We start from the raw sequence: 20230 nt of genomic DNA on the forward strand, positions 1-20230 counted from the left end.
GCCGTTACATCGTTGTATGACATCGATGTCCGAGCCATCTGCCACCACCCGTTCTCGAGGAGAGGGTCAGTGCGCACCAAACGACTCAGAGACCGACTCGCGCTGCTGCTGGCGGCCGCACTCGGCGTCGCGGGACTCGCCGCCGTCCCGGCCGCACACGCCGCCGGCGACCACGACGCCGCGGAGATCCACGGACTGATGGGCGAGTACTACACCCAGTCCGCCCCCGGCGCCTTCGACTTCCACGAACTCAAGGCCACCGGCTTCGATCCCCAGGTCGACTTCAACAGCCTGGAGCCGCGACTCGCCTTCGCCACGGGGCAGTCGGACGACGTGAACGTCCGCTGGACCGGCAAGCTCGTCCCGGAGAAGACCGGAGCCCACACCTTCTCGATCACCGGTGACAACGGCTTCCGTCTCTGGATCGGCGGACAACTCGCCATCGACCACTGGGTCGACGACTGGGACCGCGAACAGACCTCCCAGCCCGTCGAGCTGACGGCCGGCCAGTCCTACGACATCAAGCTGGAGTACTTCGAGCACTACGGCGGCTCCAACCTCCACCTGCGCTGGACCGAGCCCGGCGGCGGCAAGGAGGCCGTCCCGCAGTCGGCGTTCCGCCTGCCCGACGGCTTCGACTACGACGGCGCGACGGCGACCACCGTCCAGTCCACCGGCCGCACCCTCAGGCTCGACTTCGCGAGCCCTCTCGCCGCGCCCCCGGCCGGACTCGCCGACCACCTCGAAGCGGTGATCGGCGGCGCCACGTGGCCGCTCGGGGAGACCCGCCTCGACCCCGCCGACCCGAGCGCCCTGCTGGTCGCCCTCGACGAGCCCGTCGTCGGCAACAAGAACGGCGACGCGCCCGGCACCGCCGACGTCCGCTACGACGGCGAAGGCGGCCTCACCGACACCGAAGGCAACGTTGTCAACGCCTTCTGGAGCAGCGGCGGCAACAAGTCCACCTACGAACTGCGCACCGACTGGGCCGACGAGGTGGGCCCGGACAACGCCCTGCCGGAGTACCCGCGCCCGCAGCTCACGCGCGACGACTGGCAGAACCTCAACGGCCGCTGGCAGTTCGCCGCCGCCGAGGCCGGCGAGCAGCCGCCGGTCGGCAAGGACCTCAAGGAGCGCATCCTCGTCCCGTACCCGGTGGAGTCCCAGCTCTCCGGCGTCCAGCGGCACGAGGACCGCATGTGGTACCGCCGCACCTTCACCGTGCCCCGCGACTGGCACATCGGCTCCTCGCAGCGGCTGCAGCTGAACTTCGGCGCCGTCGACTGGCAGTCCGAGGTATATGTCAACGGCACCAAGGTCGCCGAGCACAAGGGCGGTTACGACAAGTTCGGCGCCGACGTCACCGACGCCCTCAAGCCGGGCCGCACCCAGGAGCTGATCGTCGGCGTCTACGACCCGACGGACGCGGCGAACGGCGAGAACCCGCCGCTCGGCAAGCAGCGCCTGGACCCGAGCGGCATCTGGTACACGCCCAGCTCCGGCATCTGGCAGACCGTCTGGATGGAGCCCGTCGCGCGTGACCACGTGGACTCGCTCAAGCTCACCCCGCACGTCGACGGCGCGGCGAGCACCCTGACCGTCGAACCCCGGGGCGTGCGCGACGGCGTGCGCGTCGAGGCCACGGCGTACGCGGGGCACCGCAAGGTCGCCACGGTGAGCGGCCGCACCGGCGAGCCGCTGACCCTGAAGATCCGCGACCCGCACCTGTGGTCGCCCGACGACCCCTTCCTGTACGACCTGAAGGTCACCGTCGGACGCGACCGCGTCGGGAGCTACTTCGGGATGCGCTCCGTCGCCGTGCAGAAGGTGAACGGTGTTCCGCGCACCATGCTCAACGGTGAGCCGGTCTTCATGATGGCCACGCTCGACCAGGGCTTCTGGCCCGACGGACTGCACACCGCGCCCACCGACGAGGCCCTCGCCTCCGACCTGAGGCTGCACAAGCGGCTCGGCTTCAACTCGGTGCGCAAGCACATCAAGGTCGAGCCCGACCGCTGGTTCTACTGGGCCGACCGGCTGGGCCTCATGGTGTGGCAGGACATGCCCGCGATGACCGCCGGCAAGAACCCGTCGACCGCCGCCCGCGCCGAGTACGAGCACGAGATGAAGGAGATGATCGACGAACACGTCAGCCACCCGTCGATCGTCATGTGGGTCACCTTCAACGAGGGCTGGGGCCAGTACGACATCGGCCGCGTCGCCGCCCAGGCCAAGGCCTGGGACCCGACCCGGCTCGTCAACAACCAGTCGGGCCTGAACCTCGGCGCCGACGGAGGCGCCGGCGACATCATGGACGAGCACGGCTACCCGAGCCCCGCGCTGCCGCCCTCCCCGGACGGTGAACGCGCCCTGGTCGCAGGCGAGTACGGCGGCCTCGGTCTCGCGGTGCCCGGACACGCCTGGTCCGTGCAGCAGTCGTACGTCGACGTCGACCCGAAGACGTACACGGACGACTACCTCACCAAGCTGGACGAGGTCCGCGCCCTGGCCTGCCGGGGCGGCAACGGCGCCGTCTACACCCAGATCTCGGACGTCGAGGGCGAGCTGAACGGCCTGACGACGTACGACCGCAAGGTGCTCAAGCCGGACGTCGAGCGGGTGAGGGCCGCCCAGGAGGCCCTCATCCACGACGCGTCCCAGCCCACCCCGGCGGGCTGCACCGCCTGATCACCCGCTCCCGAAGAAGAAGACCGCACGACACCGCAGACCTTCCGGAGGTCACCGCAGATGAGAGCCACCCGGCGTCTGCGGCTGTGCGTCGCCGGGGTGGTGGCAGCGTCCGCGCTGCTCACCGCCCCGGCGGCCCAGGCCGCCCCGACGACCGACCAGCACCTGACCGACCTCGTGAACCCGTTCATCGGGACGGAGAACGAGGGCAACACCTATCCCGGCGCCGCCGTGCCCTTCGGCATGGTGCAGTTCTCGCCGGACACCGGCCACAACACCGGCTACGACCACTCCGACACCCACATCCGCGGCTTCTCCCTGGTCCACCTCTCCGGCGTCGGCTGCGGACTCGGCGGCGACCTGCCGGTGCTGCCGACCACCGGCGACATCACCGAGACGGACTACGCGAAGTACGCCGCCCCCTTCAGCCACGACGACGAGGAGGCGAGCCCCGGCTACTACCGGGTCGGTCTCGGCTCCGGCGTCGGCGCGGAACTGACCGCCACCGAGCGCACCGGCGTGCAGCGCTACACCTTCCCGGCCACCGACAAGGCCAACGTCCTGCTCAACGCCGGCCAGTCGCTGCACAAGAACATCAGCACCGAGGTCGAGGTCCTCGACAGCCGCACCGTGCGCACCGCGATCACCGGCAGCGGCTTCTGCCAGGACACGAAGCCGTACACCGTCTACACGATCACCCGCTTCGACCGCCCCTTCGCCTCCTACGGCACCTGGGACGACGGCACGGTCACCGCGGGTGCGAAGCGCGGCGGGGACGGCGCCTACGTCCGCTTCGACACCACGAAGGACCGCACCGTCGAGGCCACCACCGCCCTGTCCTACGTGGACGCGCGCGGCGCCGCGCTCAACCTGCGCGCCGAGGGGGGCCACTCCTTCGACACCGTGCGCCGCGGCGCCGAGCACAGCTGGGAGCAGCGGCTGGACGACGTGAAGGTCCGCGGCGGCGACGACACCCTGCGCCGTACCTTCTACTCGTCCCTGTACCGGTCCTTCCTCGCGCCCAACGTCGGCAGCGACGCCGACGGCCGCTACACCGGCTGGGACCAGGAGATCCACCGCGCCAAGGGCTTCACGTACTACCAGAACTGGTCCCTGTGGGACACCTACCGCACCCAGTCCCAGCTCCTCGCGCTGCTCGCGCCCCGCGAGGCACGGGACATGGCGATCTCCGTCATCAAGATCGACGAGGAGAGCGGCTGGCTGCCCAAGTGGGGCTACGGCACCGTCGAGACCAACATCATGACCGGCGACCCGGTGACCCCCTTCCTCACCAACGCCTACCAGCAGGGCCTCCTGCACGGCTGGGAGGAACGGGCCTACCGGGCCCTGAAGAAGAACGCCGACGGCGTCCCGCCCGCCGACTCGCCGGCCGTCGGCCGGGAGGCCAACCGGGAGTACCTCGCCGACGGCTTCGCGCCGTACGTCAAGGGCCGCCCGCACGCCAAGCCCGGCGACTCCGACTACGACCACGGGGCCTCCGCGACCCTGGAGTACGCCCTGTCCGACGCCATGCTCTCCCGCATGGCCCGCGACCTCGGCCACGGGGCGGACGCGAAGCGGTACGCCGAGCGGGCCCAGAGCTACCGGAACGTCTTCGATCCCTCGACCGGCTTCTTCCGCGCCCGCGACGCCGAAGGCGCCTTCACCGGCCCGGCCGACCCGGCGCAGAGCGAGGGCTTCCACGAGGGGACGTCCTGGCAGTACCAGTGGCTGGTGCCGCAGGACCTGCCCGGCATGATCGACCTCATCGGCGGCACCGAGGCCGCGACGGACCGGCTCGACTCCTTCTTCGCCTACGACCAGCTCCTCGCCGACCCGGCGAAGACCGCCCGCGAGGTCTGGGTGAACGGGCCGTACGACTACTACAACGCCGACAAGTACAACCCGCAGAACGAACCCGACCTCATCGCCCCGTACACCTACCTGTCGACCGGGCAGCCCTGGAAGACGACCGACGTGGTGCACGCGGCGCTCACCCTGTTCACGGACGCGCCGACCGGGATGACCGGCAACGACGACCTCGGGACCATGTCCGCCTGGAACGTCCTGTCCTCGATCGGCGTCTTCCCGATCCAGCCCGGCTACGACACCTGGGGCCTGTCCACCCCGGTGTTCGACCGCGTCGACCTCACCCTCGACCGCCGCTACTACCCGCGCGGCGCCCTGACAATCACCGCGCCCGGCACCTCGGACACCGACCGGTACATCCAGTCGGCCCGTACCGACGGCTCCGCCTACGCCCGGACGTGGCTGACGACGGACGCCCTGCGCTCGGTGCGGACGCTCGCGTTCACGGTCGGCCCGCAGCCGTCCGGGTGGGGAACCTCGGCTCAGGCGGTGCCGCCGCCGCTGACCTGAGCCGGCCCGGGCACAGTCGTCCCATGAGCCACCCCGGTCCCGTCCCTGCCCGCAGGGGCGGGACCTTGCTCTCTTGTTCACCGAGCGTAGCGTGATCGTACTTGACCGTAATCGGCGGAGAGCGATTGACTGCTTGTCCACCCGTCGTCCATGCGAGGCAGCACCTTGACTCCTCCCGATCCACTCGCCCCCCTCGACCTGGCGTTCTGGAACATCGAGTCCGCCGAGCACCCCATGCACCTGGGCGCGCTCGGCGTCTTCGAGGCCGACTCGCCCACCGCGGGTGCCCACGCCGCGGACCTGCTCGCGGCCCGCGCTCCCGCGGTGCCCGGACTGCGGATGAGGATCCGGGACACGTGGCAGGCGCCGACGGCCCTGCGGCGGCCGCTCACGTTCGGCGGCGCGACCCGCGAGCCCGACCCCCGCTTCGACCCGCTCGACCACGTACGGCTGCACGCCCCGGCCACCGACTTCCACGCCCGGGCCGGGCGTCTCATGGAACGTCCGCTGGAGCGCGGGCGGCCGCCGTGGGAGGCCCATGTGCTGCCGGGCGCGGACGGCGGGTCCTTCGCCGTGCTCTTCAAGTTCCACCACGCCCTGGCCGACGGGCTGCGCGCCCTGACCCTGGCCGCCGGCGTCCTCGACCCGATGGACCTGCCCGCCCCACGGCCCCGCCCCGAGCGGCCGCCGCGCGGCCTCGTGCCGGACGTGCGCGCGCTGCCCGACCGGCTGCGCGGCCTCCTGTCGGACGCCGGGCGCGCCCTGGACATCGGCGCCGCCGCCGCGCTGTCCACCCTCGACGTGCGCTCCTCGCCCGCCCTCGTCGCCGAGTCCTCCGGCACCCGCCGCATCGCGGGCGTCTCCGTCGACCTCGACGACGTGCACCACGTCCGCAAGACCACCGGCGGCACCGTCAACGACGTACTGATCGCGGTCGTCGCCGGCGCCCTGCGCCGCTGGCTCGACGAGCGCGGCGACGGCAGCGAGGGCATCGAGCCCCGGGCCCTCATCCCCGTGTCCAAGCGCCGCCCGCGCACCGCCCACCCCCAGGGCAACCGGCTCTCCGGGTACCTCATGCGGCTGCCGGTCGGCGATCCCGACCCGCTCTCCCGCCTCGGCACCGTCCGCGCCGCCATGGACCGCAACAAGGACGCCGGACCGGGCCGCGGCGCCGGAGCCGTCGCCCTGCTCGCCGACCACGTGCCGGCGCTCGGGCACCGGCTGGGCGGACCGCTGGTCTCGGGCGCCGCCCGGCTCTGGTTCGACCTCCTGGTCACCAGCGTGCCCCTGCCCAGCCTCGGGCTGCGGCTCGGCGGACACCCGCTGACCGAGGTCTACCCGCTGGCGCCGCTGGCCCGCGGCCACTCCCTGGCGGTGGCCGTCTCCACGTACCGCGGACGGGTCCACTACGGTCTGGTCGCCGACGCCGAGGCGGTGCCGGACCTCGACCGGTTCGCCGCCGCTCTGGCCGACGAGGTGGAGACGTTGCTCACGGCCTGCCGTCCCTGACCCCGGCGGGTTTGGATCCGCGCCCCGCGCTGAATAAAATCCGCTGTTCGACAGCGGTCGCCCTCCGAGCGCCGCAACGGTGACCAGGGAACGGCAGCGGCGATGACGGTGACACAGGACGGTTCGGCGACCACGGACGAGGTGGCCGCCTCCGCGTACGGCCCCGGCATCGACCCGGAGCGGCTCGCGGTCTGCCTGAGCGTCCTGGAGGAACTCGACGGGATCGACGTCGACCACCCGGACGCGATCCGGGTCCGCCGGGCCACCTCGCACATCTACCGCACGGTCAAGCAGCGCCGCCGCCAGGAGCGCCGTGCCGCCAAGACCGCCCACGACAGGGCGGTCACCGAGGCCACCGCCACCGGGTCCGCCGAACGCATCGACGACGAGACCGAGGGCCTGCTGCCCTCCTCGCGCACCGAGGAGGGCACGATCGCGGGGATACTGCAGCGCCCCCGTTCCTGCTACATCTGCAAGCAGCGCTACACCGAGGTCGACTACTTCTACCACCAGCTCTGCCAGGACTGCGCCGCCGAGAACCGGTCCCGCCGCGACGCCCGCGCCGACCTCGCCGGCAAGCGCGCGCTGCTCACCGGCGGTCGCGCCAAGATCGGCATGTACATCGCGCTCAGGCTGCTGCGCGACGGCGCGCACACCACGATCACCACCCGTTTCCCGAAGGACGCCATCCGCCGCTTCAAGGCGATGGACGACTCCGCCGACTGGATGCACCGCCTGGAGGTCGTCGGCATCGACCTGCGCGACCCCGCCCAGGCCGTCGCCCTCGCCGAGCAGGTCGCCGAGCGGGGCCCGCTCGACATCCTGATCAACAACGCCACCCAGACCGTGCGCCGTCTGCCCTCCGCCTACGCCGCGCTGGTCGAGGGCGAGAGCGCCCCGCTGCCCGCCGGCGAGCTGCCCGCCCACCACGTGATCGGCGCCTTCAACTCCGGCGCGGTGGACGGGCTGGCCGCCCTGCCGCTGGGCGCCTCCGGGCTCGACGCGCAGAAGGTGGCCGACCTCGCCCTGGTCGCCGGCAACGCCAGCGTCGTCCGGCACCGCGAGGGCACCGCCATCGACGCGGGCGGACTGGTCCCCGACGTCGTCGACTCCAACACCTGGGTCCAGACCATCGAGCAGATCTCGCCGGTGGAGCTGCTGGAGACCCAGCTGTGCAACTACACGTCGCCGTTCATCCTCATCAGCGCGCTGCGCGCCTCGATGGCCGAGGCCGCGCGCAGGGCGCCCGCGGGACGCGCCTACGTCGTCAACGTCTCCGCGATGGAAGGCGTGTTCGCCCGCGGTTACAAGGGCGCCGGACACCCCAACACCAACGCGGCCAAGGCCGCCATGAACATGGTGACCCGGACCAGCGCCCAGGAGATGTTCGACTCCGACCGGATCCTGATGACCTCCGTGGACACCGGCTGGATCACCGACGAGCGCCCGCACTACGACAAGCTGCGCCTGGCCGAGGCCGGCTTCCACGCCCCGCTCGACCTGATCGACGGCGCCGCCCGCGTCTACGACCCCATCGTGCGCGGCGAGGCGGGCGAGGACCTGTACGGCGTCTTCCTCAAGGACTACGCGCCCGGGAAGTGGTGACGCGGCCTCAGTCCACGAGACCCAGCCGCGAGTTCCGGGCCGCCGTCAGCTCCAGTACCGTGCGCCAGTCCTCCAGGACCCCGGCGTCGAAGGCGGCGGTGCGGGCCTCGTCGTCCGCCTGGCGCAGGCTGGCCAGGTCGTCGTCGTGGGCCCACGCCTCGGGGTGGGCCTGACGGCGCACCAGGCGGGCGACGCGGGCGCCGAGCAGGGGCCGTACCGCGTCGGCGGTCCGGGACGCCGGGTCGCCGGGCCACAGCAGCCGGCCGACGGGGGAGACCAGTCCGGCGAGCTGCAACTCCTTGTCGGCCGGGTGGCGCCGGCGCAGCAGCGCGGCCGTCCGCAGCGCGTGCCCGTGCGCATCCCCGGCTCCGTCACCGGGCCCGCCCCCGGGCTCGGCTGCCGCCCGCCCGCCCCGGCAGGCGTACAGCAGGTCCATCAGCTCCTCGACGCTGCGCAGTTCCATGCCTCGGTCCTCCCACGAGACAGCCGTTGCCGACGGGCAGCAGACCATGGCGAGCTTGCGACGCAGCCAACGGCACCTGAACTGTGCGGCCCGCCACGGCGGGCAATCGAAGGTGTGGACGTCCCCGTGGGCCGAACGGGTGACTCGCGCACGGTGCGGAAGTGAACGTTCCGGGGCAGACTTGGGCCAACTGCGCACCGTTCGAAGGGCAATGCTTCTCCCATCTTTCGAGCCCCATAGAGCGCACCCCCGCTCATTTGGTTAGTCTGGATCGGACGGGCGGCAGGAGAGGGCACTACCCGCACCCAAGGTCCGTCATGGGACAAGCCGGTCGACAACGGCCTGCTTCCGAACGAGTTGCCGGCGCCACCGCGTCCTGACTGCATCCGACTCACATCCCAGCGGGCGCCGAGTGCCGGACAGGAGACTGGCGCGCAGAGCCCTCGAGGGTGACCCGACACATAAGGAGTGCGCGGTGACACCGGAAACGACGACGAACCCGGAGCAACGCATCGAAGAACGCGGCGGACGTGGCCGCCGGCCCGGCGAGATCGGCATCCTCGACGTGTGGGCGCGCTCCGCCCCGATCCGCCTGGCGGGTTACGAGGACGACCTCGCCGAGCCGCACATCCTGCCGAGCGTGGACTGACCCGCCCGGGCCGTCCGCCGAGATCGCCCGCGCATGGGCGTGCCAGACTCACGCCCATGCTGATCAGGGAAGCCACGGCCGGCGACTGGCCGCACATCTGGCCCTTCTGGCACCGCATCGTCGCCGCCGGCGAAACGTACGCCTGGGACCCGGACACCTCCGAGGAGGACGCCCGGGCCCTGTGGATGAACCCCGCCAAACGCGTCTACGCGGTCGAGGACGACACCGGCGCCGTCGTCGCCTCCGCCTACGTCACCCCCAACTACGGCGGTCCCGCCGCCCGCATCGCCAACGCGGGGTTCATGGTCGACCCCGACCGGGCGGGGCGGGGCACCGGACGGGCCCTCGCGGAGCACGTCCTGGCGGCCGCCAGGGCCGACGGCTACCGGGGCATGGTCTTCAACGCCGTCGTCGAGACCAACCCCGCCGTGCGGCTGTGGACCTCCCTCGGCTTCACCGTCCTGGGCACGGTGCCGGACGCCTTCGACCACCCGCGGCACGGGCGGGTCGGCCTGCACATCATGCACCGCGCCCTGTAGGACGACCGCGTCCCGCAGGACCACCGCGCCCTGAAGCCGTCATCGGCCGAGCGGCGCCGTCCGCCGCCAGGGCCGCAGCGCCTCGATCCGCTCCGCCAGCTCCAGCAGGGCCGCCTCCGACCCCGGGCGCCCCACCAGCTGCACGGAGCGGGGCGCGCCCGAGTCCGGCGTGTCCAGCGGCACCGACATCGCGGGCCAGCCGGTCAGGTTCCACGGCGGCGTGAACGGCGAGTACGCGGAATTCGCCACCATGTTGCGCAACCAGCCCCGCTCGTGCCAGGGACCGGCCTCGGGGGAGCGGCGGGCCAGCGCGGGGGTGAGCAGGACGTCGTACTCGGCGAAGAACGGCTCCAGGCGCCGGCGCAGCCGCTCCCGGTCCACGCCGGTCGCCACCCGGCCGACGAAGCGCCGCCCGAGCGCCGCGTGCACCCGCGTGCGCCGGGTCAGCAGCCGCCGGTCCAGGCCCCGCGCGTCCACCGACGTGCCGGCCGTCCAGTGGGTCAGGGCGGTCAGGCTCAGCGACGCCGGGTAGGGCGGGTCCGCCCGCCGTATCTGGTGCCCCGCCTTCATCAGGACCCCGGCCGCCTCGCGCACCGCGTGCGCGTACGGCCGGGCGACGGGGACGCCGGCCACCGGGCTGCGCAGCGAGGCGGCGACGCGGAGGGCGCCGGAGTCCTCGCGGTCCGGCAGTGCCCGGTCCGCCAGGACGGCGAGCATCAGACGGGCGTCCTCGACCGTCGTGGCCAGCGGCCCGTTCTCGGACATGCCGAACCAGTCGACCTCGCCGATGCCGGCCGGCACGACGCCGTGACCCGGTTTGAGGGTGACCAGACCGCAGTTGGCCGCGGGTATGCGCAGTGAGCCCATGCCGTCGTTGCCGAGCGCGAGCGGCACCATCCCGGCGGCGACCGCGGCCGCGCTGCCGCCCGACGAACCACCCGCGGAGCGGGCCGGGTCCCACGGGTTGCGGGCGGTGCCGAGCAGCCCGTCGGTGGTGCCGAACACGCACAGCTCCGGCACGTTCGTCAGCCCCACCACCACCGCGCCGGCCGCTCGCAACCGCGCCACGGTGACGTGGTCGGCGTCCGCGGGCGTGTGCGACGTGGCGGCCGAGCCGACGCGCATGGTCTCCCCGCGCACCGCGAGGTTGTCCTTGACCGCGACCGGCACACCGGCCAGCGGCAGTTCGCCCAGATCGCCCCGGGCCCCCACCTCCTCGGCCTCGGCGAGCGCCGCCTCGGCCCGGACCGTACGGAAGGCGCCGACACGGCCGTCCAGCCGGTCGATGCGGGCCAGGTGCTCCGCCACCACCTCGCGGGGCCCGGCCCGCTTCTCCCGTACGGCGGTGGCTATCTCGACGGCGGTACGGCCGGCCCAGTCGGTCACGGAGGTCTCCTCGGGGTGCGGGAACCGGGATGCGGGATTACTGGTGAGTACGCAGGACAGTACTCTGCTCGTCCCGGCGCCCGTACGTCGAGAGAGCGGGCCGCCCGGTCGTCCCGCGCTCCCGCTCACACCGGCCGGGCCGGCCCCGTGCTGTCCCGCGAGATCAGCCGCGGAAGCGGCACCCGCACCGTCCGGGCCGGGCCGCCGTCGAGGAGGGCGGTCAGCTCCGTCGCCGCCGTGCGGCCGAACTCCACGCTGTCCCGGGACAGGGCGGACAGCCACGGCTTGACCATGCGGCACAGCGCCGAGTCCTCCCAGGCCACCACGGACACGTCCGCCGGTACCGAGAAGCCGAGTTCGGCCGCGGCGGCGACCCCGGCGACGGCCATCACGTCGTTGTCGTAGATCAGGGCGGTCGGCGGAGCGGGCGCCTCCAGGACCCGGCGGGTGACGGCCGCGCCCTCGGCGTCCGAGTAGTCCGTGGTCATCGACTCGACCTCGCCGAGACCGCGCCGTCCGGCCTCCGCGCGCAGGGCGCGGACCCGGCGATCGGTGTGGGCCAGGTCCGGCAGCCCGGCGATGTGCACGATCCGCCGGTGCCCGAGCGCGTGCAGCGCGTCCACCAGCGCGGCCATCGCCCCGGCGTCGTCCGCCCACACCGTCGACAGCCCCGGATGCCGCTCGTCCGGCTCCCCGCCGATCACCACGGCGGGCAGGCCGAGTTCGTCGAGCAGGTCCGGACGCGGATCGTCGGTGCGCGGGTCCACCACGAGGACACCGTCCACCCGGTGCTCGGCCCACCAGCGCCGGTAGACCGCGCACTCGTCGTCGACGTCCCGCGCCACCTGGAACAGCAGCCCCAGGTGGCGGCCGGCCAGCACCTCCTGGATGCCCGAGACCAGTTGCAGGAAGAAGGAGTCCACACCGAGGGTGTCGGCGGGCCGGGCCAGGACGAAGCCCACCGTCGCCGCGCCCTCCCCGGACAGCGCGCGCGCGGCCGTGCTGGGGCGCCAGCCGAGCTGCTCCGCCACCCGGCGCACCCGGTCCCGGGTGATCTCGGAGACCCCCGGCCGGTCGTTCAGCGCGAACGACACCGCGCTCTCGGAGACTCCGGCCCGCCGCGCGATGTCCTTCATCGTCGGCCGGCGCGCGGCGGGCCGCTTGGCCGGCATGCGCGCTCCTTTCCTCAGGGTGAGCTAATGCGCTTGAGTGCGGTGATCCTAAAGCGCATTAGTGCTTCTTGACAAGACTCCCCTGTTACTGCTCTGACCTGCACTAATGTTCCTCCTGATTCTTTAGTTGGCGCGAGTCCATTGACTTTCCGCGGAATCGCCGGGCATGGTCGCTGGCATCCCACCGCCGACGTCCTCCAGGGAGACGTGTCACCGTGCCCACCTCGCGCAGAACCTTCGCCGCAGCCGCCGTAGCCGCCCTCGTCCTGCCGCTGAGCGCCTGCGGTTCCGGAGGCGACGGGAGTGGCTCGACCGACGCCTCGGGAAAGGTGGAGGGCGACATCACCTTCCAGACCTGGAACCTGCGGGCCAACTTCAAGGACTACTTCGAGGGCCTGATCGCCGACTTCGAGAAGAAATACCCGGGCACCCACGTCAAGTGGGTCGACCAGCCCGGCGAGGGCTACGCCGACAAGATCAGCGCCGACGCCGCCGGCGGCACCCTGCCCGACGTCGTCAACGTCTCCCCGGACCTGGTGGCTCCGCTCGCCCAGGCGGGTCTCGCCCTCGACCTGGACAAGGCCGCCGGCCAGTACGAGAAGGAGTACCTGGAAGGGGCCTGGGCCAGCCACCGGATACCGGGCATGGAGGGCACGTACGCCTTCCCCTGGTACCTCAACACCGGTCCGCTCTTCTACAACAAGTCCCTCTTCGAGAAGGCCGGGCTCGACCCCGAGCAGCCGCCGAGGACCTACGACGAGGTCTTCGACGCCGCGCTGAAGATCGCCGACCGGACCGACGGCGAGGTCGCCACCCTCGCCAACGTGCCCACCATCGAGGACTTCGGCCGCTACGGCGTCCCGCTCATGAACAAGGAGGGCACCGGCTTCGCGTTCGACGACGCCAAGGGCGTGCGGCTGCTCACCCGCTACAAGGAGCTGTACGACGCCAAGGCCCTCGACCCGCAGGCGCTGACCGCCACCCCCGAGTCCTCCGGGAAGAAGTTCCTCACCGGCGCCGTCGCCATGAACCCGGGCAGCGCACTCGACCTCGCCAACTTCAGGAAGCAGGCGCCGAACCTGTACAGGAACATCGGCATCACCGACCAGATCACCAGCACAGGACACGTCAACATGTACGTGATGGGCCTGATGGTCAACGCGCAGAGCCAGCGCAAGCCCGCCGCGGTCGCCTTCGCGCACCACGTCACCGACGCGGCCCACCAGATGTCGTTCGCCAAGCAGGTCGCCATCTTCCCGAGCACCGCCGGTTCGCTGGACGACCCGTACTTCACCAAGGAGGACGGCACCGACGAGACCCGCGTCCGGGTCGCCGCCGCCAAGTCGCTCAAGGGTGCCGTGAACTACACGCCCGTGCTGTTCAGCGAGCAGATGAAGACCGAGCTGCGCAACGAGGTCGCCAAGGCGCTCCAGGGCAAGCAGAGCCCCCGGGAAGCGCTCGACAACGCTGTCAAGGCGTGCGACCGGCTCCTTCAGCAGCAGGGCTGAGGCGTCATGGCGAGCCCCACCCTCACCACCGGCACGCCGGGCACCGGCAAGCGCGGCGGCGCCCGGCGCGTGCGGCGCCAACTGCCTGCCAGCCCCTGGCTGTTCGCGGCCCCCGGTCTCCTGGTCACCGGCGCCTTCATCCTGTATCCGTTCGTCTCCACCCTCGCCAACTCCCTCACCGACCGCCGTACGCTGGTCCCGGGCGAGTTCGTGGGCCTCGACAACTTCCGCGAGCTGCTCCACGACGACATGTTCTGGATCGGCCTGCGCAACAGCTCCCTGTACGTCCTCGGCGTCGTCCCCGCGCTCGTCCTGCTGCCGCTGCTGCTCGCGCTGCTGGTGCAGCGGCACATCCCCGGCATCACCTTCTTCCGGTCGGCCTTCTACACCCCGGTCGTCGCCTCGATCGTCGTGGTCGGACTGATCTGGGTCTGGCTCCTCGACGAGCGCGGCCTGGTCAACTCCCTGCTGGAGACGCTCGGCGCGAGTCCGGTCGGCTTCCTCAGCGACCAGTGGCTGATCCTGCTCAGCGCGATGGCCGTCACGGTCTGGAAGGGCCTCGGCTACTACATGATCATTTACTTGGCGGCGCTCGCCAACGTGCCCCGCGAGCTGCACGAGGCCGCCGCGGTGGACGGAGCGGGCGCGGTCCGCCGCTTCCTGTCCGTCACGGTGCCGGCCGTCCGCTCCACCATGGTCCTGGTCGCGGCCCTGTCCTCGGTCGCCGCCTTCAAGGTCTTCTCCGAGGTGTACCTGATGGCGGGCCCCAGCGGCGGCCCGGCCGGCGAGGACACCACCCTCGTCATGCTGGTCCAGCGCACCGGCACCGGCCTGACCGGCCGGGTCGGCTACGCCTCCGCCCTCTCCGTCGTCGTCTTCGCCGTCACCGTCGTCCTGATGCTGCTGGTCCTGCGTGCCGACCGGAAGGAGGAGTCGTGAGCCTCGCCGAGAAGACCCGGCCGGCCGGCGGGCACCGGGACACCCCCCGGACCCGGGAACGCGAACCCCGGATCACCGACGAGCACGGGCGCCGCGTACGCGTCTGGGAACTGGCCCTGCGCTACCTGCTCCTGCTCGGCGTCCTCGCCCTGACCATCGGCCCGTTCCTGTGGCAGCTGTCGACCTCGCTCAAGGGCCCCACCGAGGACATCTTCAGCTCCCCGCCCAGGTTCCTGCCCGGCGACCCCACCCTGCACAACTACGAGAGGGTCGCCGACACCATCCCGGTCTGGGACTACGCCCTGAACTCGCTGAAGGTCGCCGCCGCCAACGTCGTCACCAACTGCGTCGGCGCCGCGCTCGCCGGATACGCCCTGGCCCGGCTGCGTTACCGGGGCCGGCGCGTCGCCGCGCTGGTGTTCGTCCTGGCCATGCTCGTGCCGGTGGAGGGCATCGTCATCGCCCAGTTCACCACCATGCGGGAGCTGGGCCTCAACAACACCCTCGTCGGCGTGGTGCTGCCGGGCTGCGTCAGCGCCCTGAACGTGCTGCTGATGCGCAACGCCTTCCTCAACCTCCCCTACGAGATCGAGGAGGCCGCCTTCGTCGACGGCGCCAACGTCTGGCAGCGCTTCTGCCGGATCGCGCTGCCCGCGGTGAAGGGCACCCTCGCCGTCGTCGCGATCTTCGCCTTCATGGGCGCCTGGGACGACTTCCTGTGGCCGCTGATCGTGCTGAGCGACCCCTCCAAGTTCACCCTGACCATCGGCCTGAACTACCTGCACGGCACCTTCGCCAACGACGAACGCCTGGTCGCCGCGGGCACGGTCATCGCCGTGGCGCCGCTCATCGTCCTCTTCGCCTGTCTCCAGCGGTACTTCTTCCGCGGCGTGGGCGAGGGCGCCGTCAAGGGCTGATCCCGGCCGAGGCCGCCGTCCGCACCCCGTACCTCTCCCACGCCCCCGTAGCAAGGACACCCGCATGCCCTCTGCCGTGCGCTTCGGCGTCAACTACACACCGAGCGTCGGGTGGTTCCACCACTGGCTCGACTTCGACCTCGACTCGGTGCGCGCCGACCTGGACTCCGTCGCCGCCCTGGACATGGACCACGTCCGCGTCTTCCCGCTGTGGCCCTACTTCCAGCCCAACCGCTCCCTGATCCGCGAACGCGCGGTGGAGGACCTGGTGGCGCTGGTCGACGCGGCCGGCGAACGCGGCCTCGACGTCAACGTGGACGGTCTCCAGGGCCATCTGAGCAGCTTCGACTTCGTCCCGGCCTGGACCCGCACCTGGCACCGCCGCAACCTGTTCACCGACCCGGACGTGATCGACGGCCAGGCCGCCTACCTGCGCACCCTCGCCGCCGCCCTGGCCGGCCGGGCCAACTTCCTCGGCATGACCCTCGGCAACGAGGTCAACCAGTTCTCCGCGGGCCCCCACCCCGACCCGGACCGCGCCACCAGCGACCAGATCGACGCCTGGCTGGAGCGGATGCTGGCCGCCTGCGAGGAAGGCGCCCCCGGCCGCATGCACCTGCACGCCGAGTACGACGCCACCTGGTACCAGGACGACCAGCCCTTCACCCCCGCCCAGGCCGCCCGGCGCGGCGCGGTCACGGCCGTGCACTCCTGGGTCTTCAACGGCACCGCCCAGCGCCACGGCCGCACCTCCGTGCCCAGCGAACACCACGCCGCCTACCTGATCGAGCTGAGCAAGGCATGGGCCGACGACCCGCGCCGCCCGGTCTGGCTCCAGGAGGTCGGAGCCCCCGCACCCCTCGTCCCCGCCGAGCACGCCGCCGCCTTCACCGAGGCCACCGTCGCCAACGCCCTGGACTGCCCCGGGCTGTGGGGCGTCACCTGGTGGTGCTCCCACGACGTGTCCCGGACGCTGGCCGACTTCCCCGAGCTGGAGTACGGGCTCGGAATCCTCACCAACGACCGCCGCCCCAAGGACACGGCGCGGGCCCTGGCGAGCGCGGCACGCGCGGTCCGAACGGGCGCCCGTCCCGCCCCGGCCCCGCGCACCACGGCCCTCGTCGTCCCGGCCGACCCCGCCGCGCGCCCGGCCTGCGCGCCCGGCGGTGCCGTCTTCGACGCCTTCTTCCGGCTGGTCGCCGACGGCGTCCGCCCCACCACCGTCCTCGACACGCGTGCCGCGGACCCCGGGCACCTCACGGCGCGCGGCATCACCGAGGTCGTCACGCCCGACGCCGTGCTCACCGTCCCCGTCCCGCACGGTTCGGACCGCGCCCGGCGGGGGAGCTGTACCTGACACCGGCCCCGTCCTCGTGGTCCACCCCCGGCAACCACCCGCCCCCGACCCCGGAGCACCCGCATGCATGACGACCGCAGCCTGGTCGAAGCCCGCCTCAAGCGCGTCCTCGACGAGCGCGTCCGCCCCGCCCTGTACCCCGAGTCCGTACCCCTGGAGGTCGCGGTCTGGAACGCGCCGGGCGAGCCCGTCCCGGTCGAGGAGGGCCTCGCGGCCGAGCCCGAACCCATCGAGGTCGGCGCCCGCTGGGGCGCGCCCTGGGGCACCAGCTGGTTCCGCGTCACCGGCACCGTGCCCGACGCGTGGGCCGGCAGGACCGTCGAGGCGATCCTCGACCTCGGCTTCGACGAGAACATGCCCGGCTTCCAGTGCGAGGGCCTGGTGTACCGCCCCGACGGCACCCCGGTGAAGGGCCTCAACCCGCGCAACCAGTGGGTGCGGATCGGCGCCCCCGTCGAGGGCGGCGAGGAGGTCCGCCTGCACGTCGAGGCGGCCTCCAACCCCGTGATCCTCGACTACCACCCCTTCGTGCCCACCCAGCTCGGCGACAAGGACACCGCGGGCGGCGAACCGCAGTACACGCTCGCCCGCATGGACCTCGCCGTCCTCGACGAGACGGTGTGGAACCTGGTGCTCGACCTGGAGGTGCTCGGCGAACTGATGGCCGAGCTGCCGGTGGAGTCGCCGCGGCGCTGGGAGATCCTGCGCGCCGTCGACCGGGCGCTGGACGCCATCGACCTCCAGGACGTGGGCGGCACCGCCGAGCAGGCGCGTTCCCGCCTCACCGAGGTGCTGTCCGCGCCCGCCGTGCCCTCCGCGCACCGCATCAGCGCCGTCGGCCACGCGCACATCGACTCGGCGTGGCTGTGGCCGCTGCGCGAGACGGTGCGCAAGGTGGCCCGCACCACCTCCAACATGACCGCCCTCCTGGAGGACGAACCGGACTTCGTCTTCACCATGTCCCAGGCCCAGCAGTGGGCGTGGGTGCGCGACCACCGGCCCGAGGTGTGGGCGCGGGTCAAGAAGGCCGTGGCGGACGGGCGGTTCGTGCCGGCCGGCGGCATGTGGGTGGAGTCGGACACCAACATGCCCGGCTCGGAGGCGATGGCGCGGCAGTTCGTGCACGGCAAGCGGTTCTTCCTCGACGAGTTCGGCGTCGAGAACGACGAGGCGTGGCTGCCCGACACCTTCGGCTTCGCGGCCGGACTCCCGCAGATCATCAAGGCGGCAGGGGCCAAGTACCTGCTGACGCAGAAGATCTCCTGGTCGCAGACGAACAAGTTCCCGCACCACACCTTCCGCTGGGAGGGCATCGACGGCACCCGGATCTTCACCCACTTCCCGCCCGTCGACACCTACAACTGCTCGATGAAGGGCAGCGAGATCGCCCACGCGGCGAGGAACTTCAAGGACAAGGGCGTCGCCCGGCACTCCCTGGCCCCCACCGGCTGGGGCGACGGCGGCGGCGGCACCACCCGCGAGATGGTCGCCAAGGCGGCCCGGCTGCGCGACCTCGAAGGCTCGGCCACCGTCGAGTGGGAGACCCCGCACGCCTTCTTCGAGAAGGCCGAGGCGGAGAACCCCGAGCCGCCGGTCTGGGTCGGCGAGCTGTACCTCGAACTGCACCGCGCCACCCTCACCAGCCAGGCCAAGACCAAGCAGGGCAACCGGCGCAGCGAGCACCTCCTGCGCGAGGCCGAGCTGTGGGCGGCCACGGCCGCCGTGCGCGCCGGGTTCCCCTACCCGTACGACGAGCTGGACCGCATCTGGAAGACGGTCCTGCTGCACCAGTTCCACGACATCCTGCCCGGCTCCTCCATCGCCTGGGTGCACCGCGAGGCCCGCGCCACCTACGACCGGGTCGCCGCCGAACTGAACGGCATCATCGACGCCGCCCAGCGCGCGCTGGCCGGCGAGGGCGACACCCCGCTGGTCTTCAACTCCGCCCCGCACCCGCGGGCCTCGGTCCCGGCGGGCGGCGCCGCGTCCCCCGCCACCGAGGGCCGCACCGACCTCGGCCCGCGCCCCGGCGGCGGACACGTCCTGGACAACGGCCTGCTCCGCGTCGAGATCGACGAGCGGGGACTGGTCGTCTCGGCGTACGACCTCGCCGCCGACCGCGAGACCATCGCGCCGGGCGGGGCGGGCAACCTGCTCCAGCTGCACCCCGACTTCCCGAACATGTGGGACGCCTGGGACGTCGACGCGTTCTACCGCCACACCGTCACCGACCTCACCGACGCCGACGAGGTCGTCCCCGGCGACGACGGCGCCTCGGTGCGCGTCGTCCGCTCCTTCGGCTCGTCCCGCGTCACCCAGGTGCTGACGCTGGCACCGGGGGAGCGGAGGCTGGAGGTGGACACCGAGGTCGACTGGCACGAGACGGAGAAGTTCCTCAAGCTCGCCTTCCCGCTCGACGTGCACGCCGAACGGTACGCGTCCGAGACCCAGTTCGGGCACTTCCACCGGCCCACCCACACCAACACCAGCTGGGAGGCAGCGAAGTTCGAGGCCTGCAACCACCGCTTCGTGCACCTGGAGGAGCCCGGCTGGGGCGTCGCGGTGGTCAACGACTCGACGTACGGCCACGACGTCACCCGCACCGTCCGCACCGACGGCGACCTCGGCACGACCACCACCGTGCGCGTCTCCCTGCTGCGCGCCCCGCGCTTCCCCGACCCAGAGACCGACCAGGGCGTGCACCGGTTCCGGCACGCGCTGGTGCCGGGCGCGGGCATCGGGGACGCGGTGCGCGAGGGCTGGCGGATCAACCTGCCCGAGCGGCACCTCAGCGGCGCCGCAGAGGTCGCCCCGCTCGTCACCGCGGACCGGGACGCGGTCGTCGTCACCGCCGTCAAGCTCGCCGACGACGGCAGCGGCGACGTCGTGGTCCGCTTCCACGAGGCCCACGGCGGCCGGGTCCGCGCCACGCTCACCACCGGGTTCGCGGCCACCGACGTGCAGGTGTGCGACCTGCTGGAACGCCCGCTCGCGGAGGCGGAGGCCCCCCGGCTGGACGGCGACCGGATCGCGGTACGGCTGCGTCCGTTCCAGCTGGTGACCCTGCGGTTCAGGCGCGCGTAGCGCCCCGGCGGGCCCGGTCCACCGCGGACGGCGGG

General features: G+C 72.3%; 14 protein-coding genes. 11 read left to right on the forward strand and 3 right to left on the reverse strand.

The window, feature by feature from the left end; genetic code table 11:
* Positions 1-69 precede the first annotated feature (69 nt).
* The 4 genes from ACIBCJ_RS01315 to ACIBCJ_RS01330 all read left to right on the forward strand — a co-directional run bounded on the left by ACIBCJ_RS01315 (position 70) and on the right by ACIBCJ_RS01330 (position 8181).
* Positions 70-2688 carry a PA14 domain-containing protein gene (locus ACIBCJ_RS01315; protein WP_365978826.1) on the forward strand — a complete coding sequence of 873 codons (2619 nt, stop codon included), beginning with the start codon at positions 70-72 and terminating at the stop codon, positions 2686-2688.
* Positions 2689-2748: 60 nt separating this feature from the next.
* Positions 2749-5067: a GH92 family glycosyl hydrolase gene (locus ACIBCJ_RS01320; RefSeq protein WP_365978825.1), complete on the forward strand. Its 2319-nt coding sequence runs from the start codon at positions 2749-2751 to the stop codon at positions 5065-5067.
* 150 nt (positions 5068-5217) lie between these two features.
* On the forward strand, positions 5218-6576 hold the full coding sequence (locus tag ACIBCJ_RS01325) for a wax ester/triacylglycerol synthase family O-acyltransferase (protein WP_362091585.1): 1359 nt from the start codon (positions 5218-5220) through the stop codon (positions 6574-6576).
* Between the two features lie 102 nt (positions 6577-6678).
* Positions 6679-8181 (forward strand): SDR family NAD(P)-dependent oxidoreductase, encoded by a 1503-nt coding sequence (locus tag ACIBCJ_RS01330; protein WP_362091588.1) that lies wholly within the window; start codon positions 6679-6681, stop codon positions 8179-8181.
* Between the two features lie 7 nt (positions 8182-8188).
* On the opposite strand, the gene ACIBCJ_RS01335 is transcribed toward ACIBCJ_RS01330, so the two are convergent.
* Complete coding sequence (locus ACIBCJ_RS01335) at positions 8189-8644, reverse strand: hypothetical protein (protein ID WP_365978824.1); 456 nt, start codon at positions 8642-8644, stop codon at positions 8189-8191.
* Positions 8645-9119: 475 nt separating this feature from the next.
* Here ACIBCJ_RS01335 and ACIBCJ_RS01340 point away from each other — a divergent pair, with 475 nt between their 5' ends.
* Together ACIBCJ_RS01340 and ACIBCJ_RS01345 are read left to right on the forward strand one after the other, a co-directional pair.
* A complete protein-coding gene (locus ACIBCJ_RS01340) occupies positions 9120-9293 on the forward strand; it encodes a hypothetical protein (protein ID WP_133885075.1) in 174 nt (57 codons plus the stop codon).
* A 56-nt stretch (positions 9294-9349) separates the two neighbouring features.
* Entirely contained in the window at positions 9350-9832 is a 483-nt protein-coding gene (locus ACIBCJ_RS01345; protein WP_362506729.1) for a GNAT family N-acetyltransferase, read from the forward strand.
* Between the two features lie 39 nt (positions 9833-9871).
* Here ACIBCJ_RS01345 and ACIBCJ_RS01350 read toward each other — a convergent pair whose 3' ends face one another.
* Positions 9872-11218 carry an amidase family protein gene (locus tag ACIBCJ_RS01350; protein ID WP_365978823.1) on the reverse strand — a complete coding sequence of 449 codons (1347 nt, stop codon included), beginning with the start codon at positions 11216-11218 and terminating at the stop codon, positions 9872-9874.
* Between the two features lie 125 nt (positions 11219-11343).
* On the reverse strand, positions 11344-12390 hold the full coding sequence (locus tag ACIBCJ_RS01355; protein ID WP_362091601.1) for a LacI family DNA-binding transcriptional regulator: 1047 nt from the start codon (positions 12388-12390) through the stop codon (positions 11344-11346).
* A 215-nt stretch (positions 12391-12605) separates the two neighbouring features.
* Between ACIBCJ_RS01355 and ACIBCJ_RS01360 the strand changes: the two genes are divergently transcribed.
* From ACIBCJ_RS01360 to ACIBCJ_RS01380, 5 genes are all read left to right on the forward strand, one after another.
* Complete coding sequence (locus tag ACIBCJ_RS01360; RefSeq protein WP_365978822.1) at positions 12606-13898, forward strand: sugar ABC transporter substrate-binding protein; 1293 nt, start codon at positions 12606-12608, stop codon at positions 13896-13898.
* 6 nt (positions 13899-13904) lie between these two features.
* The gene (locus ACIBCJ_RS01365; protein ID WP_362091607.1) at positions 13905-14837 is read left to right on the forward strand and encodes a sugar ABC transporter permease; all 933 of its coding nucleotides are present in this window, start codon (positions 13905-13907) and stop codon (positions 14835-14837) included.
* Positions 14834-15754, forward strand: a complete 921-nt coding sequence (locus ACIBCJ_RS01370; protein WP_362091610.1) for a carbohydrate ABC transporter permease — start codon at positions 14834-14836, stop codon at positions 15752-15754. Before ACIBCJ_RS01365 ends, ACIBCJ_RS01370 begins: the two co-directional genes overlap by 4 nt.
* Before the next feature lie 64 nt (positions 15755-15818).
* A complete protein-coding gene (locus ACIBCJ_RS01375; protein WP_365978821.1) occupies positions 15819-17111 on the forward strand; it encodes a glycosyl hydrolase in 1293 nt (430 codons plus the stop codon).
* 63 nt (positions 17112-17174) lie between these two features.
* Positions 17175-20195: a glycoside hydrolase family 38 C-terminal domain-containing protein gene (locus tag ACIBCJ_RS01380; RefSeq protein WP_365978820.1), complete on the forward strand. Its 3021-nt coding sequence runs from the start codon at positions 17175-17177 to the stop codon at positions 20193-20195.
* Positions 20196-20230: the final 35 nt, after the last annotated feature.

This window comes from Streptomyces sp. NPDC051136 (assembly GCF_044455745.1).
In the GTDB taxonomy this organism is placed as follows: Bacteria; Actinomycetota; Actinomycetes; order Streptomycetales; family Streptomycetaceae; genus Streptomyces.